Source organism: Pseudomonas sp. P1_F1_2 (assembly GCF_056405815.1).
The window spans coordinates 1-16308 of the sequence record NZ_JBFUBK010000039.1; the positions used below are offsets into that span (position 1 = coordinate 1).

The 16308-nt window shown below is 60.3% G+C and carries 14 protein-coding genes; 6 read left to right on the top strand and 8 right to left on the bottom strand.

The window, feature by feature from the left end; all coding sequences use genetic code 11:
* Nucleotides 1–237 precede the first annotated feature (237 nt).
* From AC1D2P_RS13700 to AC1D2P_RS13720, 5 genes are all read right to left on the bottom strand, one after another.
* Nucleotides 238–783 (bottom strand): cytochrome b, encoded by a 546-nt coding sequence (locus tag AC1D2P_RS13700; RefSeq protein ID WP_046032538.1) that lies wholly within the window; start codon nucleotides 781–783, stop codon nucleotides 238–240.
* Entirely contained in the window at nucleotides 780–1865 is a 1086-nt protein-coding gene (locus AC1D2P_RS13705; RefSeq protein WP_046032539.1) for a catalase family peroxidase, read from the bottom strand. Before AC1D2P_RS13705 ends, AC1D2P_RS13700 begins: the two co-directional genes overlap by 4 nt.
* 122 nt (nucleotides 1866–1987) lie before the next feature.
* Nucleotides 1988–2752, bottom strand: coding sequence for an enoyl-CoA hydratase-related protein (locus AC1D2P_RS13710; protein WP_046032540.1), 765 nt, complete (start codon nucleotides 2750–2752; stop codon nucleotides 1988–1990).
* A 47-nt stretch (nucleotides 2753–2799) separates the two neighbouring features.
* A complete protein-coding gene (locus tag AC1D2P_RS13715) occupies nucleotides 2800–4125 on the bottom strand; it encodes a ferredoxin reductase domain-containing protein (protein WP_477758244.1) in 1326 nt (441 codons plus the stop codon).
* Nucleotides 4122–5675: an amino acid adenylation domain-containing protein gene (locus AC1D2P_RS13720; RefSeq protein ID WP_477758247.1), complete on the bottom strand. Its 1554-nt coding sequence runs from the start codon at nucleotides 5673–5675 to the stop codon at nucleotides 4122–4124. The genes AC1D2P_RS13715 and AC1D2P_RS13720 overlap by 4 nt, the downstream gene beginning before the upstream one ends.
* Before the next feature lie 290 nt (nucleotides 5676–5965).
* Between AC1D2P_RS13720 and AC1D2P_RS13725 the strand changes: the two genes are divergently transcribed.
* The 4 genes from AC1D2P_RS13725 (at nucleotide 5966) to AC1D2P_RS13740 (ending at nucleotide 9870) form a co-directional block, all read left to right on the top strand.
* Nucleotides 5966–6472, top strand: a complete 507-nt coding sequence (locus AC1D2P_RS13725) for an RNA polymerase sigma factor (RefSeq protein WP_109786628.1) — start codon at nucleotides 5966–5968, stop codon at nucleotides 6470–6472.
* On the top strand, nucleotides 6469–7221 hold the full coding sequence (locus AC1D2P_RS13730) for an anti-sigma factor family protein (protein WP_477758243.1): 753 nt from the start codon (nucleotides 6469–6471) through the stop codon (nucleotides 7219–7221). The genes AC1D2P_RS13725 and AC1D2P_RS13730 overlap by 4 nt, the downstream gene beginning before the upstream one ends.
* A 124-nt stretch (nucleotides 7222–7345) precedes the next feature.
* Complete coding sequence (zapE, locus tag AC1D2P_RS13735; RefSeq protein WP_477758242.1) at nucleotides 7346–8476, top strand: cell division protein ZapE; 1131 nt, start codon at nucleotides 7346–7348, stop codon at nucleotides 8474–8476.
* Nucleotides 8477–8556: 80 nt separating this feature from the next.
* A complete protein-coding gene (locus AC1D2P_RS13740; RefSeq protein WP_109786629.1) occupies nucleotides 8557–9870 on the top strand; it encodes a protein kinase in 1314 nt (437 codons plus the stop codon).
* Between the two features lie 126 nt (nucleotides 9871–9996).
* On the opposite strand, the gene AC1D2P_RS13745 is transcribed toward AC1D2P_RS13740, so the two are convergent.
* The gene (locus tag AC1D2P_RS13745) at nucleotides 9997–10704 is read right to left on the bottom strand and encodes a YebC/PmpR family DNA-binding transcriptional regulator (RefSeq protein ID WP_477758241.1); all 708 of its coding nucleotides are present in this window, start codon (nucleotides 10702–10704) and stop codon (nucleotides 9997–9999) included.
* A 232-nt stretch (nucleotides 10705–10936) separates the two neighbouring features.
* Here AC1D2P_RS13745 and AC1D2P_RS13750 point away from each other — a divergent pair, with 232 nt between their 5' ends.
* A complete protein-coding gene (locus tag AC1D2P_RS13750; RefSeq protein ID WP_477758240.1) occupies nucleotides 10937–12337 on the top strand; it encodes a type VI secretion system Vgr family protein in 1401 nt (466 codons plus the stop codon).
* A gap of 5 nt (nucleotides 12338–12342) precedes the next feature.
* Here AC1D2P_RS13750 and AC1D2P_RS13755 read toward each other — a convergent pair whose 3' ends face one another.
* Both AC1D2P_RS13755 and AC1D2P_RS13760 read right to left on the bottom strand, forming a co-directional pair.
* On the bottom strand, nucleotides 12343–13734 hold the full coding sequence (locus AC1D2P_RS13755; RefSeq protein WP_223522534.1) for an FAD-dependent oxidoreductase: 1392 nt from the start codon (nucleotides 13732–13734) through the stop codon (nucleotides 12343–12345).
* 69 nt (nucleotides 13735–13803) lie between these two features.
* Nucleotides 13804–15129, bottom strand: a complete 1326-nt coding sequence (locus AC1D2P_RS13760; RefSeq protein ID WP_477758239.1) for an MFS transporter — start codon at nucleotides 15127–15129, stop codon at nucleotides 13804–13806.
* Nucleotides 15130–15397: 268 nt separating this feature from the next.
* Between AC1D2P_RS13760 and AC1D2P_RS13765 the strand changes: the two genes are divergently transcribed.
* Nucleotides 15398–16270: a LysR family transcriptional regulator gene (locus tag AC1D2P_RS13765; RefSeq protein ID WP_109786634.1), complete on the top strand. Its 873-nt coding sequence runs from the start codon at nucleotides 15398–15400 to the stop codon at nucleotides 16268–16270.
* The last annotated feature ends 38 nt before the right edge of the window (nucleotides 16271–16308 follow it).

The following is a 16308-nucleotide window of genomic DNA, read 5'->3' on the forward strand; positions in this document are numbered from 1 at the left end:
TTCAGAACAACCGCGGTGTTTTTGATGACGACTGCTTCGCAGCCGAACGCAGCCTTCGGCAGCTGCTACATAAGCCGAACGCAGGCTACGCCAGCTGCTACAGGGATTACCCGCGATCCTTACCCCGCAACTTCAGATCAACCGCGGTGTTTTTGATGACGACTGCTTCGCAGCCGAACGCAGCCTTCGGCAGCTGCTACATAAGCCGAACGCAGGCTACGCCAGCTGCTACAGGGATTACCCGCGATCCTTACCCCGCAACATGCTGTCCAGCACGTCATCACGCCGCACCCAACCGTGAAACAACGCCGCCGCCAAGTGCAGCAACACGGTCAAAAACAGCAGGTACGCCAAGTACCCATGCGCCTTGCGCAGGAACGCGAACACCTGAGCATTGGCCGGCAGGATCGACGGAAGCTGGATTGAATGGCTTAGCATCACCGGGTCGCCCGCTGCCGAAATCATTGCCCAACCGAGCAACGGCAACACAAACATCAATGCGTACAGCAAAAGGTGCGAAGCCTTGGCCGCCAGCACCTGCCACCCCGGCAGGTCTTCTGGCAAGGGTGGCTGTTGCGTGGAAAAGCGCACGAACACACGCACGATCACCAGCAGCAATATCGCAATGCCCAACGGCTTGTGCAGATGAATCAACCACTCATGGCGCTCGGACACCGAGGCCACCATTCCCGCACCGATAAACAGCATCGCAATAATCATCAGAGCCATCAGCCAATGCAGCAGCCGCGCCAATGGCGCGAAATGGTTCGGTTGAGCGCTCATTGTCGAGCCTCCTGTTTAGCGGCGGGCAACTGACTGACTTCACTGGTGCGACGCAAGTAGGAACTGGCGTAACCGGCTGAACGAGCAGCGAGCAACGGGTCGTCGGAACCTTCGATACCGCTGGGCAGCACGAGCGGATCGTAGTTGATGTCGCGGCACTCGCCATTGAGCTGTGGCTGAGTGCGCTCCAGCACCAAGGTACCGGCGTTCAGTACTTTACGACCGTCGGGCCAGGCCTTGCTGGCGTCGTTGACCGGGTCTTCCGGGTTCGCCAGCGTGATCTTCAACTGCCAACGCAACGGCCCGGCCGACAAGCGCTGAACCAGGTCTTTCTCAAGAAAATCACTGCCCTCAGGCGCGGCGGCACCCGCCACATCCTGAGCCACCGGCACCATGTTCCAGCGCACTGCCTGGCGTTGACCGGCAGCATTCACCAGGTAAAACGCGTTGACGCTGTTGTACGACTCTGTCGCATAACTGGCCGACGGCTTGGCGGTTTTGATCCAGGCCAGGAACGGCGCCGCTTCCGGGTGGGAGCCGAAAAACGCCGGAACCGCCGCAGGGTTGGGTTTGCCGGTGGCGGGATCCGGCGACTGGGCTTGCTGCAGTTGGTAGAACGCCTCAGGCGTGCCCACCGGGAATACCGGCATGCTGTTCATGCCGGTGCGCCACTGCTGACCGTTGGCCTGAGTGAAACGCAACGCCAGGCTACGAATCGGCACGGCGCTGTCCGGTGCGTAAGGATTGCCGGCAGGCAACGCGAACCGCCCGACCACCGGGGTCTGAGCCTCGCTGAACACCTGGGCGCTGGAAAAGGGGCGCGCCTCGGCGGTGCTTTCAAAATGACCGATCACGCACACACCTTTGGCGTGGTTACGACGGAATCCAGGGTGCACACCGTTGTTGGTTTCCAGCACATTGATCAGTTTTTTGGGTGTCAGACGCTGTGGGTCAATGGTGCCGTTGACGTAGGCAAAGGCCCCGGCCAACGCGGCGACCACCACGGCGATGCCGGTCAAACGCAGTGTCAGGCTTGCGCCACTCAGCGGTGGCCGTGTGGGCGGTGTTGAGCGATCAACCATGAAAGACTCCAGGGCCATCGGCCATAGGGGGAAGGACCTATGAGACGAACGTCACGTAGGATTATTCCCCCTGAACTGTAGTTTCTTTCAAATCACCGCGAGCGACGAATACCATAGGCCCGTTACACGGGGTTAAAACGCGCCTCACGTTTATCGAGAAAAGCCTGCATGCCTTCTTGTTGCCCAGGGGTGGAAAACAACCCATGGAACGCCCTTCGCTCGTACAGCAGACCTTCGCGCAATCCAGACTCCAGCGCACGATCAACCGCTTCGCGCGCCGCCATGGTAGCGGTCTTGGCAAAACCGGCGATGGTCTGCGCCGCTGCCAGGGACTCCTCCAGCAGATCGGCGGCGGCAATCACTCTCGACACCAACCCCGCCCGTTCGGCTTCCTGGGCAGACATCGAACGTCCGGTCAGGATCATGTCCATGGCTTTGGATTTGCCGATCAGATGCGTGAGACGCTGGGTGCCCCCGATGCCTGGCATCACGCCCAGTTTGATTTCCGGTTGAGCAAATTGCGCGTTGTCGGCAGCAAAGATCAGGTCGCACATCATGGCTAACTCACAACCGCCGCCAAAGGCATATCCGGCGACGGCTGCCAGTTTGGGGGTACGTAACGCGGCAAAGGCCTCCCACCCGGCAAAGTAATCCTCGTGAACCATGTCCAGATATGACTTTTGCTGCATTTCCTTGATATCGGCGCCGGCGGCGAAAAAATCCTCGGTACCCGTCAGGACGAAACACCCCACCTGCGGGTCCCGATCCAGTCGTTGCAGGATGTCCAGCAATTCGCGCATGAGTTCATCATTCAGGGCGTTCCGGGCTTGCGGGCGGTTGAGACGAATCAATACGACTCGATCATGACGTTCGATCAATGTGTACATGGTGACCTCGTTGAATAATGGTTGAATGGCGAGCACTTACTCACACCTCAGGAATCCCAGATCGCGCCATAGGCCGGAATACCCCGACCTTCCATTTCCTCGACCACACGTTGAGTCAGTGCCTGGTTGGAAATGCAGATCACGGCCTCTGCACCGGTCGCTTGAACTGCGTCATAGGCCAGTTGCACCAGATCGGGTTTGCCGAGCACATCGGTGTCCCAGATCAAGACGTCGGGCTCGGCCCGGAGAATCTCCTCCACCAGTTCGTCACCGTAGGTTTTGCGTGGGTTGCGGGTCGACCAGATCAGATGTATCGGTACCTGCCTGGCAAGAAGATGAGGCAGCACCGGGCCAATACCACTACCGGTCGCGATATACACCACCGACTTGAACAGGGTTTCTATATGCGCCACACCTGCGGTGGTAATGCCTTTGACCCAGACGTGAGTCGGCATTTGCTCGATGAATTCGCCGGTCCAGTCCCCGGCACGGGAAATGATCAGGCGGAAACCGGCCTGCCCCGGCGCGGGAATGTTGGCAAACGAATGCCATTCCAGCAGCGGATTGAGACTGATGGCGTTTGACGAACCTGCAAACGGCGTGACATGCCCGAACCGGGCAATCACAGCGTGGGATGAAGTCCTGAGTAACTGCACCGGCACTTTGCGTAAACGCAGCCATGGCAGCGCAATACTGAACGTCAGGACCACCAGCATCCAAAAGGGAACAGAAGTGGCCAGTACTTCTTGCAACGGCACTTGCGGGTTCTGATCACGGGCAAACACAAAGGTCGATACCCAAAACAAAGCGAGCGCCGTCCAGCCACCGAAGCGATGTGTTCGTTCGAATCCATTGTGGAAACGTGAGCGAATCCCGGGATGCGCCATGGTCGCTATCAGCAACAACACGCCCAGCAGTGCTGCGTTCACCCACAGAGGCGCTGCCGAAACGCCGCCCTTGTCATCAATCCAATGCCAACCCAATGAGCCTAGCAATGCCACGAACCAGCCAATGGCTGCCAAGGCTGCGCCGCTGTGCAGCCCACCAAAGTGATAGACCTTGGCCAATGAACGACGAATCGGCAGCGGCCAACGGGTGGGAGCCCGGGTGGCTAGCCAGAACAGCAGGTTGATGACGTATTGCTGACGAATCAAAATCGCCAACGACAGATTCGCCAACACCAACCCCGCCAGCATTTCCAGTGCAACACCGGAGGGGGTCCACCATTGCCCCGCGTTCAACCCATGCGCCAGCGCGGCACCATTAAGTACCAGTACCAATGCCACAAGGCGGTTGTAATGAGAGAACACCGACAGCGTTCCGAGCCGTCGCCAAATCGCACGCTTGGCGGGTAGACCGCCGGCGGTGCTCATGCGCTCACCGTTGGTACAACATTGACATCAAGCCTGGCCTGTTGCGCTTGTTCCAGCAGCAGCCGCTTGTCGACTTTACCCCGTGACGTCAGGGGAATGTGGTCCAGAGCGATGATCAACGAAGGTACGCAATAGTAGGCGAGGCGCTCCTCGCAGAAACGTCTCGCCTCTTCGACATCGGTGGACGCGGGGCTGACGAAGGCAACCAGATGACGACTGTCGAGTTTCAGCGTGACCGCCCTCTCGCAGGAGGCGCACGACTCCAGCACCGCGGACACGCTATCGAGTTCAACCCGAAAGCCCCGCACCTTGACTTGATCATCGACGCGCCCCAAGTGTTCGAGCTCGCCATCTTCTGTCCAGCGTCCCAGGTCGCGAGTGCGAAACATCATCCGGTTCTCACCGAGAAAGGGATCGGGGCGATAACGTTCGGCAGTGAGAGCGGTATTCCCCAGGTATCCGGCCGTCACGCAATCCCCGCCAGCCCACATCTCCCCTTGCACCCCTGTGGCACAAGGTCGACCGTTTTCATCGAGTACGTACACCGTGTTATTGGGCGTGGGTTTGCCGATGGTCAGGGCCTTACCGGTCTGGTAGCGCTGCATGGTGTTGACGATGGTGGTTTCGGTCGGTCCGCAGGCATTGAAAAAAATGCAGAACGAAGACCAGCGATCGGCCAGGGGCTGTGGACACGGCTCACCGGCAACGGCAACGACCTTGACCTGCTGGCAACGTGCCGGATCGAGTGTGCCGAGAATCGACGGCGTGGCGATCAGTACATCGCATTGTTCGGCAGTCTGAGCAATGTCTTTGCCACGGATCATTAACGTCGCGCCATGGGCCAGGCAACCCAAAATCTCCCAGGCGGCCATATCGAAGGCGATGTTTAGAATCTGCCCGACCTTGAGCCCAGGCTTCATGCCGAGGTTGCCAGGTTCCGTCAGCAGAATATTGCAGACATTACGCTGGGTAACCCGAACCCCGTTGGGCTGTCCGGTGGTACCGGAGGTGAACAAAAGGAAGCACAGGTGATCCGGGGTCATTAACGGCGTACAGGCCACGTTCAATTCGTCCGATTGCATTGACGCCTCGGACATGAACGTATCAAGGCAAATGCAGTGCTGCGCCGCAGTCAGGGGAATCTGCGACTGCAGGTTCGACAGCGTCAGCACCAAACGTGTGTCGGCAACCTCCATGATGTGGCGCAATTGCGTCGCAGGGGTGATCCCCACGTGCTGGGGAATGTAGGCCGCACCTGCTTTCAACGCAGCCAACATGCCTACCAGCATGGGGATCGACCGTTCCACGAACAAGGCAACGTGATCACCTGGATTGACGCCTTCCTTTATCAACAAGGCAGCCAGTCGATTGGCCTGTCTGTTCAATTCTCGGTAGGTGATGGATTCACCCAGGCAATGGGCCGCAACACCTTGTGGGTTGGTCACGGCTTGCGCTTCGATTGCATGATGAATCAAGGAGAACGCTGGCTTGATCGTCGGTCCACAAGCAAAAGGCTGCCAAAGCTCCTGATCGACTGCGGACACAGGCATCGCACAATAGGCTAATGCTGGTTTGAGGGTGATTGCGTGCTCTTGCATGAAAAAAGTCTCAACGGGCTCAATGTGTAAGCTCAAGGCCGGCTGAACTGAGTGCCGGTTGCGCTTGTTATGAGGGTTGAGCCACGACGCTTGATGCCGTTACATGGATTACAACCAGATAGGAACAGTCCTACAGAAAGTGGACCGTGGGATTTTCTTTTCCAGTAGAGGGAATAACCTGCAGTAGCCGGCGTCTTCCTTGTCAATGCCGCCCTTCACTGACTCAAGACACACCCTTCCCCATGAACGATATCGACGAACAACTCAGAGAAATCATTCCCAGGCTGCGGCGTTTCGCGGTGTCGCTGACGCGCAATCCCAGCGCTGCCGACGATCTGGTGCAGTCGAGCCTGGAGCGCGCCCTGTCGAGTTGGGGCGACAAACGCCCCGAGGGCGACTTGCGCGCCTGGCTGTTTTCAATCCTTTATCGCCAGTTTCTGGATGCCCACCGCCGTTCCCGGCGCTATGCGCGGATGCTCGAATTCTTTACCGGGCGTGACGACGCACAACCATCGGTCGAGCGCACGGTGATTGCCCAATCGACACTGCAAGCCTTCGATCAGCTCACCACCGAACAGCGCGCGCTGCTGCTCTGGGTGTCGGTGGAAGGTTTGAGTTATAAAGAGGTCGCCGCGATTCTCAACGTCCCTACCGGCACCGTGATGTCCCGCCTGTCCCGCGCACGCCAGGCCTTGCGCCAGCTCAGCGACGGCGAAATCACCAGCCCTTCTCTGCGGATACTCAAATGATCAGCATGCCCCCGAGCGAGCGTGACCTGCACGCCTACGTCGATCACCAGCTCAACGACGCCGACCGACACCTGATGGAAACCTATCTGGCCAGTCACCCTGAAGTGGCCGTGCAAGTGCGCGCCTGGCAGCAGGATGCTCAACAATTGCGCGCCGCCCTGAGCGGCACGCTGCAACTCCCCGTCAATCAGGACCTCGACCCGGCGCTGATTCGCCAGCGCCTAAAACACCAGTCCCGTCGTCATCTGGCCAGCGCGGCGGTGCTGTTGATCGCTGTTGCCGTGGGTGGATTGAGCGGCTGGCAAGCGCGCGAGATGACCCTGGCCAGCGCCCCCGCGCCAATGGCCGATGCCATGCAGGCTTATCGCCTGATCGCCCAGCAAGGCATCCTGCCGGCGGACTACAAAGCCGTCGCCGACGGCGACATGCAAGGTTGGCTCGACCGTTATTTCACCCAGGCCCATCGCCTGCCTGACTTGTCGAGCTCAGGCTTCAAGCCAGTCAGCGGCCGTTTGCTCAGTACCGAACAAGGGCCGGCGGCCATGGTGGTTTACGAGGATCAGGGCGGGCACAAGATCAGCTTCTACGTGCGCCCACCGGGGCCGAAAAACAATTTGCTGCCACGAGGCAGTCGCAGCGACGGCGAGTTGCAGGCCGAGTACTGGTCCGGCGGCGGCTACAACTATGCGATGGTCAGCCCGAGCGACACGCCAGCGGCGCAGATGCTCAAGAAAACGGTGCAGTTCTGATTCGTTTCAGGAGGGTGTAAAACGCGGCGTCCGTCGACATGACTGGAAGGGAAATTCCCCAACTGGTTACACTACGCCGCCGCTGCTCGGGGAGCCGGCCTGACGATTTCGGGGTGACATGACCATGGCCGCTCGACCGCCTGACCGTTCGCGACTCACACCGCGCTTGCCTTCCTTGCGCGGCCTCTTCGGCAAGTCGCTCGCGGCCCCTGCCTGCGGGATGGCGGCAGGTAAAGCCGTCCACGATTACTTTCGGCAAAAGGCCCATGCCCAGGGTTATACCCTCAGCCATAGCCAGCAGCGAGTGATCGACTGCATGGCACAGCACGCCACGGCGCTGCTGGGTGCGTCGGCGAAAACGCCGCCCGGTCTTTACTTGCATGGTGCGGTCGGGCGCGGCAAGAGCTGGTTGCTCGACGGTTTCTTCCAGGCGATCCCTCTCGAGGCAAAACAGCGCCTGCACTTCCATGAGTTTTTTGCGCAATTGCACCAGGGCATGTTCATCCATCGCGATCAGCCCGATGCGCTGGCATCCACCCTCGATGAGCTGCTGAACGATTGCCGGGTGTTGTGTTTCGACGAGTTTCACGTCCATGACATCGGTGATGCGATGCTCATCACGCGCCTGTTCAAGGCACTGTTTCGTCGCGGCATCCTGTTGCTGGTGACGTCCAACTACCCGCCGGAAGGCTTGTTGCCCAACCCGCTCTACCATGCGCGTTTCAAACCGGTCATCGACCTGATCCACGCCCGCATGCACGTGATGGAAGTCGGCGGCCCGCATGACTACCGCAGTCAGGTGCGAACGCACGCGCAACAGGTGTTCACCCAGGGCCGGTATGTCTGGCCGGGCAGCGTCGCGCAACGTCAGGCGTTGAACCTGCCCGAACGCAACCCCACGCCATTGCAACTAGCGGTCGGCACCCGCCACCTGCAAGCGCAGCACTGCGCAGAACGGACCATCGCGTTCACCTTTGGCGACCTGTGCGAACACCCTACCGCCGTCATGGATTATCTGGAGCTGTGCCGGCGCTTCGATCACTGGATCATCGACGAACTGCCCAACCTGGCCGACTGTTCGATCGCCGCGCAGCAGCGTTTCATCAATTTGATCGACGTTTTATACGATCAGGACAAGCACCTGACATTGCTCGGCCTGCAATCACTGCGCGAAAACCTGGGCGGCGATGCCATCGATCTGGCCCGCACGCGTAGCCGTCTGGGGCAGTTGCTGGAAGTGCGCGCAACGGCCTGACAAGCGCGCCCCCTTTACCGTTATCATGTCGCCCATTTCCGGGCCCCTGCGCCTTCACTTGATCAAAAGCGAACCCGCTCATGGATACCCTCGCCCAACTGCGCGCCGGCCAACTGACTGGCATCACCCGCCTGGACCTGGCCTGCGGCCTGACAGAGTTCCCCCGGGAAATCTTCGACCTGGCGGACTCGCTGGAAGTGCTCAACCTCAGCGGCAACGCCCTGAGCAGCCTGCCCGATGACCTCCATCGCCTGACCCGTTTACGCGTGCTGTTCTGCTCGGACAACTTGTTCACCGAGCTGCCTGCGTGCCTGGGCCAATGCGCCGCGCTGACGATGATCGGCTTCAAGGCCAATGCCATCGAAACGGTCCCGGCCGCCGCGCTGCCACCGTTGCTGCGCTGGTTGATCCTGACCGACAACCGCATCACCGAACTGCCAATGGAACTGGGCGAGCGGCCCTACCTGCAAAAACTCATGCTCGCCGGTAACCGCTTGCAGCGCCTGCCGCGAAGCTTGAGCCAGTGCCATCGGCTCGAACTGATCCGCATCGCCGCCAATCAGCTCAGCGAACTTCCCGAATGGCTGCTGACCTTGCCCAGCCTGACCTGGCTGGCGTACGCCGGTAACCCCCTGGAAACCGAAGCCGATGCGGCTGCGCTGCAAGCCACGCCGCTTATCCAGTGGGACCAATTGCGTCTGGAACAGTTGCTGGGCGAAGGCGCTTCGGGGGTGATTCATCGGGCGACCTGGAGCCCGGAGGGGCATCCGCAGACATCGGTCGCGGTGAAGCTCTACAAGGGCGAAATGACCAGCGATGGTTCACCGCTGCACGAAATGAACGCCTGCATCACCGCAGGCCTTCACCCCAACCTGATCCAGGTCAAAGGCCGAATCGTCGGTCATCCCGAGCAGCAGGCCGGGCTGGTGATGCAACTGATTGACCCGAGTTATCGCAACCTGGCCGCGCTGCCAAGCCTGGCGTCCTGCACCCGCGACATCTACACCGAAAACACCCGTTTCAGCGCGCGCGTGGCCTTACGCATTGCCCATGGCATTGCTTCGGCGGCCAGGCATTTGCACCGCCAAGGCATCACCCACGGCGACCTCTATGGCCACAACATCCTGTGGAACGAGCACGGCGATTGCCTGCTGGGCGATTTTGGCGCCGCGTCTTTCCACGCGACGGTGGACAGCCATGAAAGCCGGGCGCTGCAGCGCATCGAGGTGCGGGCATTTGGTGTGTTGCTGGGGGAACTGCTGGAACGCATCGACTCGGGGTTGAGCAATATCGCGCGCGAGGAGCTGCAAGTGTTGCAGGAGCGCTGCTGTCAGCCAGAGGTGCTGAAGCGACCGGGGTTCAGCGAGATTGTGCGGGAGCTGCAGGATCGGTGACCGCTTCACGGTCATTCGTCGCAACGCCGCCCGGAGCAGGCTCACTCCTACATTGGATCTGTGTATGACGGAGATCCAATGTAGGAGTGAGCCTGCTCGCGATAGCGGTATTACTGAAGAGTCAAATTACCCAGCCAGACCCACAAACATATCCTGTACATCATCATGGTTGTCGAGGCCTTCCAGGAACGCTTCGACTTCAGCCATTTGTTCATCGCTCAATCCGCTGACCGGGTTCTTCGGCTGATAGCCCAGTTTCGCCGACAACACCGTGAAACCTTGCTCCGGCAGGGCTTTTTGCACCGAGTCGAGGTCCGCAGGTTCGGTCAGGAACAGGGTCGTGCCCTCTTCTTCACCTGGCTCAAAGTCCTGGGCACCGGCTTCAATCGCCGCCATTTCAGGGTCGGCGTCCGGGCTGTCCGGGGACGCCTCGATCATGCCGACATGGTTGAAGTCCCACGCCACAGAGCCGGAAGCACCCAGTTGGCCCTTACGGAACGCCACGCGGATTTCCGCCACGGTGCGGTTGATGTTGTCGGTCACGCATTCAACGATCAGCGGCACCTGGTGCGGGGCGAAGCCTTCGTAAGTCACGCGATGGTATTGCACGGTTTCGCCCAACAGGCCCGCGCCTTTCTTGATCGCGCGATCGAGGGTTTCCTTGGGCATCGAGGCTTTCTTGGCCTGTTCAACCACAAGTCGCAGATGTGCGTTGGTGGCGGTATCGGCACCGTTGCGCGCAGCAATGGTGATTTCTTTCACCAGTTTGCCGAAAATCTTGCCTTTGGCGTTGGATGCCGCTTCTTTGTGTTTAACCTTCCACTGTGCGCCCATTACTCACTCTCTTGATCTGTGGCGCCGAGACATCTATTGGCCGACGCGTTGTGCAAGTTTATACGGCCTAAAGTTGGCAATCGACCAAAAAATGCGGACTGATTTAGCGCCCTCGCCGATCGACATATTCACCAGCACTCGTAGGACGATTCTGAAATGCCGATTTGCGGTGACCATTGAGGGGCTTGGTTTCGTACCCTTCGCGTCCCATTCCATGGCAGAAGCGTGTTCAATGCACAACGACAAGGAAAGTCTCTACACCCTGACCCTCCTCAAAAGCGGATTGCGCCTGCAGGTGTTGCAGTTCAGTGGCGCTGAAGGCCTGAACCAGCCCTATCGGTTCAGCATTGAAATGATCAGCCTGGCACCGGCGATCAACCTCGACCGGCTGCTGCAACAACCGGCTTATCTGAACTTGGGCGATCACAGCGGCATTCACGGCATTGTTCACAGCGCCAGCCTTGAACATCGCGGCCCGCATCGCATTGGCTATCACCTTGTCCTGGTGCCCTACCTGCAAAACCTCGACCGTCACTGCTCACGTCGGGTGTTCGATCGCCTCAGTGTGCCGGCGATCCTGCATCGGTTGTTCCAGGAACATGCACTGCCCGAGACCAGCTATCGCCTGGATCTGGCAACCGGGCACTACCCACCCCGACCTTTTTGCATTCAGTACGAAGAGACCGACCTGGCACTGCTGCAGCGACTTTGCGAAGAAGAAGGCATCCACTATCACTTCGAACATCGGCACGACGGGCATGTGTTGGTGCTGGCCGATGACACTCAGAAATTTCCGCAGGAACCGCTGCGGCTGCCCTTCCAGGACACTTCGATTGAGCAGATTTCTGCGCCGGTAATCCATGAGCTGTTCCAGCGTCATGGCGCGCGCGCCCAACCTGAACGCCGCATTGTCCACAACCTCGGCACTCAGGCAATCGATGACGGCGCGGCCAACCACGCCATTGCAGCCACATCCCCTTCAACTGCTCGTCCGTCCCCCGAGCAGGCGCACTGTGAGCAGCTCAGTCGGCGGTTGCTGGAGCGAATGCGCTGCCACCATCAGCAGATTGAAGGCCGATGCAATGAATCCGACTTGCGCAGTGGAAGCATCGTACAAGTGACGGGGCATCCACTGGCGGGCTTCAACGATCAGTGGCTGATCACAGAAGTCCGGCACCAGGGACAGCAGCCTTCAATCCTTGCCGATCAACGTCCACGGCGCTACAGCAATCAATTCACCGCGATTCCCTGGTCAACGGAATTCAGGCCCCCGCGCACACAGCCCCGGCCGAGCATTCCGGGGTATCAGACGGCGCGCGTGCTAGGGCCGATCGGGCAGCCGGCGCAGCTGGATGACCAAGGCCGGATACACGTCAGGTTATGGCCAACGCTCGAAGACGACGGGGACGAATCAGCCGGCCTGTGGCTGCCTGTAGCCCTCACCCTGCCGGACGGCCGGAGGGATCCGCACTGGCTGCCAATCGCGGGCACCGAGGTGCTCATCAGTTTTCTCGACAGCGACCCGGATCGCCCGGTGTTGTGCGCCACCGCTGGCCGCCCGCCCAAACCGGGTGCCGCTTATCGACCACGCAGCGACGGGCGTTTACTGCTCGATTGGCTGATCCGTCGCTAAAGCCCTCAACCCTTGTCCGCTTTGCCGGCCGCCGCCGCCAATTTGGCCAGGCGCACGTCCAGATGCCGTGGTCGGCGACCGTGATCTTCAGCGCGCTCCTTGCGGCGGATGGCGTTGCGCACCATCAGGGAACCGAGGTAACGGATCGGCTCCGGCGGGAAGAACCCCAGCGGGCCGTTCACCAATGGCGAACGAGTCCAGGCGTTGTCCAGCCCAAGGACCATCGAGGCAAGAATCTGCCCGCCCATGTGACACGGACCAACGCCGCTGCCGGAATACCCGAACCCGTAGAACACATTCCCGCTGGCGCTCATCTGGCCAAAGAACGGCAAACCGGTGACCGAGCGATCCGAGGGACCATTCCAGGTGGCCTCGACCTTGACCCCGGCAAACGCCGGAAAGAACTCACTCAAGCTGTCCTTCAACAACCCGGCGTACGGTGACGGCTGATCGAACACCGGCAGCATTCGCCCGCCGTAGGCAAACGTATTGCCGCCCTTGCCGAGCATGATTCGCCCGTCCGGGGTGTTGTGGTAGTAGTGCACGAAAATCCGCGAATCGAGGACGGTGACACCGCTGGTCAGGCCGATTTCATTGAGCAGATCAGGCCGCGGTTCAGTGATCAACATGTCGCTGGAAACAATCGCCACGCTGCGTTCGAACTGTGGGAACGCCCGGGCCATCCACGCGTTCATCGCCAGCACTACCCGATCCGCGCAGACCGTTCCTTTCGGCGTTTCCACCCCTGCCGGCGTGCCCTCCTCCAGCCCGGTCATCGCGGTGTTTTCGTGAATTCTCACGCCCAATTGCAACGCCACCCTGCGCAAGCCGCGCACCAGTTTGCCCGGCTGCACACTGGCGGCGGCCGGCGAAAACCAGCCCTCCAAGTGCTTTCGGGAACCGGCCATGCGTTGCACGTCGGCGACCGGCCGTTGGGTGAACGAGTTGATGCCGTTGCGCGCCAGCGCGGCAATCACCGCATCGGTCGAGCCGCACTGGGCGTGATTGGTCGCGGTATAGAGCGTGCCATCGAGGCGGAAATCGGCGTCCACGCCGTACTGCTCGCAGAAGGTGCCAATCGCGTAAATGCTGCGCTCGGATTCCTTGACCAGGCGCACCGCCTCTTCGACGCCAAACAACCGCTCCAGCGTGAAGTACTTGGCCGACCACGACAACGCACAACCGCCGTTGCGGCCACTGGCGCCGGCACCGCAAATGTCCGCTTCGATCAGCACCACATCGAGTTCCGGGTTCTGCTCCTTGAGCATGATCGCAGTCCACAACCCGGTGTAGCCGCCACCGACAATGCACACATCCGCGCGGGTGTTGCCCTCCAGCGCCGGGCAGGTGTCGGACGTATCAGCCTTTAAGGCTTGGTCCAGCCAAAAGGGTCTCATGGGAAAATCTCCAGTCAGATACCCACACGCAAGCCTGCCGCCAGCGCAGCAGGCTGCAAGGGACAGGGTTCAGGTACGCAGGGGTTTGATGGCCATCGCCCGATTGGGCACGAACGGGTAATTGGCACGCAGGCCAGCCGGGCGGCTGTTCCAGTGGGGGATCAACACCAGGGCCGAGAACAACGCGCAGCCGGCGAAGACAATGAACACCGTGACCGAGTCGAAGTAGCCTGGCAGCAACCCGCCGAGAATTGCCCCGACCGAACCGCAACCGTTGACGAAACCTGCCGCCGTCGCGCCTGCCTTGGCGGTGCCGAAATCAATCGCCGCCGCGCCGCTGATCATCGAGTCCGGCCCGTACAGGGTCAGGCCCATGACAAACAGCAAGGCCACCACCAGCAAGACACTGCCGGTATGCAGGGCGCCCATGAACAAGGCGAGAGACACGGTCAGCGCCAACAGACTGATCACGCAGGCCGGCATGCGGCGAGCGCCGAACAGTTTGTCCGAGGCCAGCCCCAGCAGAATCGGCCCGAGCAATCCGGCCAGTTCGAACGCAGTCGGAATTATCGCCGCGCCGACCTTGCCCACCGTCGGCATCTGTTCGAAAACGATCACCGGGCCCCACAACAGAATGGCGTAACGCGCCGGCTTCAGCAGAAAGTACGCCAGACCCAACACCAGCACCGTGCGGTTGCGCAGGATTTCCTTCAGGGGTTGCAGAACGCTGATCCTGCTTTGGGCGTCAGCCTCTTCAGCCGTCAACTCAGGTTCGATGTCCACCGCCGGCAGACCGACGTCTTGCGGTTTGTTGCGTTGAAAAATAAAAAACAGCACGGCGACCAGCCCAACCATCGCCGCACTGGAAATGAACGCCGCATGCCAGGTGCCGATGAGCGTGTAGGCCCACCAACCGGCAAACGGCGAGGCCACCAACCCGCCAAAGGCGTAGCAGGAGCTCCACAACCCAAGCACCCTTCCGCGCTGCTGTGCAGGGAAGAAACTGCCGATGTTCTTGCACAGCCCCGACCAACCGGTGGACTGCGCCAGGCCTTGAATCAACATGCAGGTGGCGAAGATCGGCAGAGTCGCGAAGCTGCCCATCACCAGCGCAGCCGCCGCCGAAATCAGTAACCCGCCAAGCACCACGACCCGGGGACCAAAGCGGTCGGCAAGCAGGCCCCAGGTGAATTGCCCGAGGGCATACGCCGCCAGGTAGATCGCGTCGAGGTTGGCCATGGCCATTTTGTCGAGCATGAAGGTGGGGTCTTCGGCGATCCCCAGTTTTGCCACGGAAAACGCTTTGCGGGTGAAGTAGAAAGCAGCGTAGGCGAGCCAGGTGATCGCGAAGATCTGCACGCGCCAACGCTTGATGGTGCCGATGTGATTATTCATTGTGGTTCTGACCTCAGGGTGTGAGTGTGCCGGCAGAATTTGGAAGAAAACGCCTGTGTTTTTATTGTTGAGCACTGCGGTATCGCGGATTCCCTGTAGCGATACCGGTCAGATGAGTCCTGCTGTTACACGCACAGGCTCATGGCCACCGATGCTGATCGACTGAGCAGTCACGGGGTTGAAACGGATAGAAACAATTACTGAATAATAAGTGAAATCGATTTATCGTATTTCCAAAATAAGCTCAGCTTGTTACTGGAGGTTTTCGATGTCGGTTTCCCACGCCCAGCTCAAAGCCTTCCACGCCGTGGCCGTCCACGGAAGCTTTACCAAAGCCGCCGAACGGCTCTTTCTCACACAACCGGCCATTTCCGACCAGGTGCGCAAACTTGAAGAGCGATTTGCTGTGTTGCTGTTCCACCGCAACAAACGCTCGGTGCGCCTGACCGACCTGGGCGAACGCTTGTTGAGCATCACCCAGCGGTTGTTCGTCATTGAAGCCGAGGCGCAGGAGTTGCTTCACGACTCCCAGGCGTTGAAGACCGGCAGCCTGATCCTCGCGGTGGATGCGCCGGTGCATGTGCTGCCGCAGATCGCAAGGTTTTGCGAACGCTTCCCCGGCATTAGCGTAAAGATTGAAACCGGCAATACCGATGAGTCGCTGTTTCGCCTGTTCAACTATCAGGCCGACCTGGCGCTGCTGGGGCGGGATGTCAGTGATGAGCGGCTGATCTCGTTGCCCCTGCGCAATGACCCGATGGTGGCGTTTGTCTCACGCAATCACCCGTGGGCCGATCGCGAGTCGATTTGCCTCGCGGACCTGGACGACACACCGTTGGTGCTACGGGAAATCGGCTCGGTGACCCGCCAGACACTGGAAGAGGAAATGGCCCGCGCCGGGTACCGCATTCGCCCGGCGATTCAGGTTGAAGGTCGCGAAGCGGCGCGCGAAGCGGTGGTCGTGGGGATTGGGGTTGGCGTGGTGTCGGCCGCCGAGTTCGGTGCCGACTCAAGGGTTTGCGCGTTGCCGATTACCGATTGCACGCGGCGTCTGACGGAGACGCTGGTGTGCTTGCGCGAGCAGAGTTCGCGGCGGGTCGTGGCGACGTTTCTGGAGATGGTTCGCGAGAGTCTGGTGTAGGCAGGTCAGGCCCCATCGCGGGCAAGCCCGGCTCCCAC

Excerpts from the sequence above, each read along its gene's own strand:
- AC1D2P_RS13700 (WP_046032538.1), bottom strand. The coding sequence starts at position 783 with ATGAGCGCTCAACCGAACCATTTCGCGCCATTGGCGCGGCTGCTGCAT.
- AC1D2P_RS13705 (WP_046032539.1), bottom strand. The coding sequence starts at position 1,865 with ATGGTTGATCGCTCAACACCGCCCACACGGCCACCGCTGAGTGGCGCA.
- AC1D2P_RS13710 (WP_046032540.1), bottom strand. The coding sequence starts at position 2,752 with ATGTACACATTGATCGAACGTCATGATCGAGTCGTATTGATTCGTCTC.
- AC1D2P_RS13715 (WP_477758244.1), bottom strand. The coding sequence starts at position 4,125 with ATGAGCACCGCCGGCGGTCTACCCGCCAAGCGTGCGATTTGGCGACGG.
- AC1D2P_RS13720 (WP_477758247.1), bottom strand. The coding sequence starts at position 5,675 with ATGCCTGTGTCCGCAGTCGATCAGGAGCTTTGGCAGCCTTTTGCTTGT.
- AC1D2P_RS13725 (WP_109786628.1), top strand. The coding sequence starts at position 5,966 with ATGAACGATATCGACGAACAACTCAGAGAAATCATTCCCAGGCTGCGG.
- AC1D2P_RS13730 (WP_477758243.1), top strand. The coding sequence starts at position 6,469 with ATGATCAGCATGCCCCCGAGCGAGCGTGACCTGCACGCCTACGTCGAT.
- zapE (WP_477758242.1), top strand. The coding sequence starts at position 7,346 with ATGGCCGCTCGACCGCCTGACCGTTCGCGACTCACACCGCGCTTGCCT.
- AC1D2P_RS13740 (WP_109786629.1), top strand. The coding sequence starts at position 8,557 with ATGGATACCCTCGCCCAACTGCGCGCCGGCCAACTGACTGGCATCACC.
- AC1D2P_RS13745 (WP_477758241.1), bottom strand. The coding sequence starts at position 10,704 with ATGGGCGCACAGTGGAAGGTTAAACACAAAGAAGCGGCATCCAACGCC.
- AC1D2P_RS13750 (WP_477758240.1), top strand. The coding sequence starts at position 10,937 with ATGCACAACGACAAGGAAAGTCTCTACACCCTGACCCTCCTCAAAAGC.
- AC1D2P_RS13755 (WP_223522534.1), bottom strand. The coding sequence starts at position 13,734 with ATGAGACCCTTTTGGCTGGACCAAGCCTTAAAGGCTGATACGTCCGAC.
- AC1D2P_RS13760 (WP_477758239.1), bottom strand. The coding sequence starts at position 15,129 with ATGAATAATCACATCGGCACCATCAAGCGTTGGCGCGTGCAGATCTTC.
- AC1D2P_RS13765 (WP_109786634.1), top strand. The coding sequence starts at position 15,398 with ATGTCGGTTTCCCACGCCCAGCTCAAAGCCTTCCACGCCGTGGCCGTC.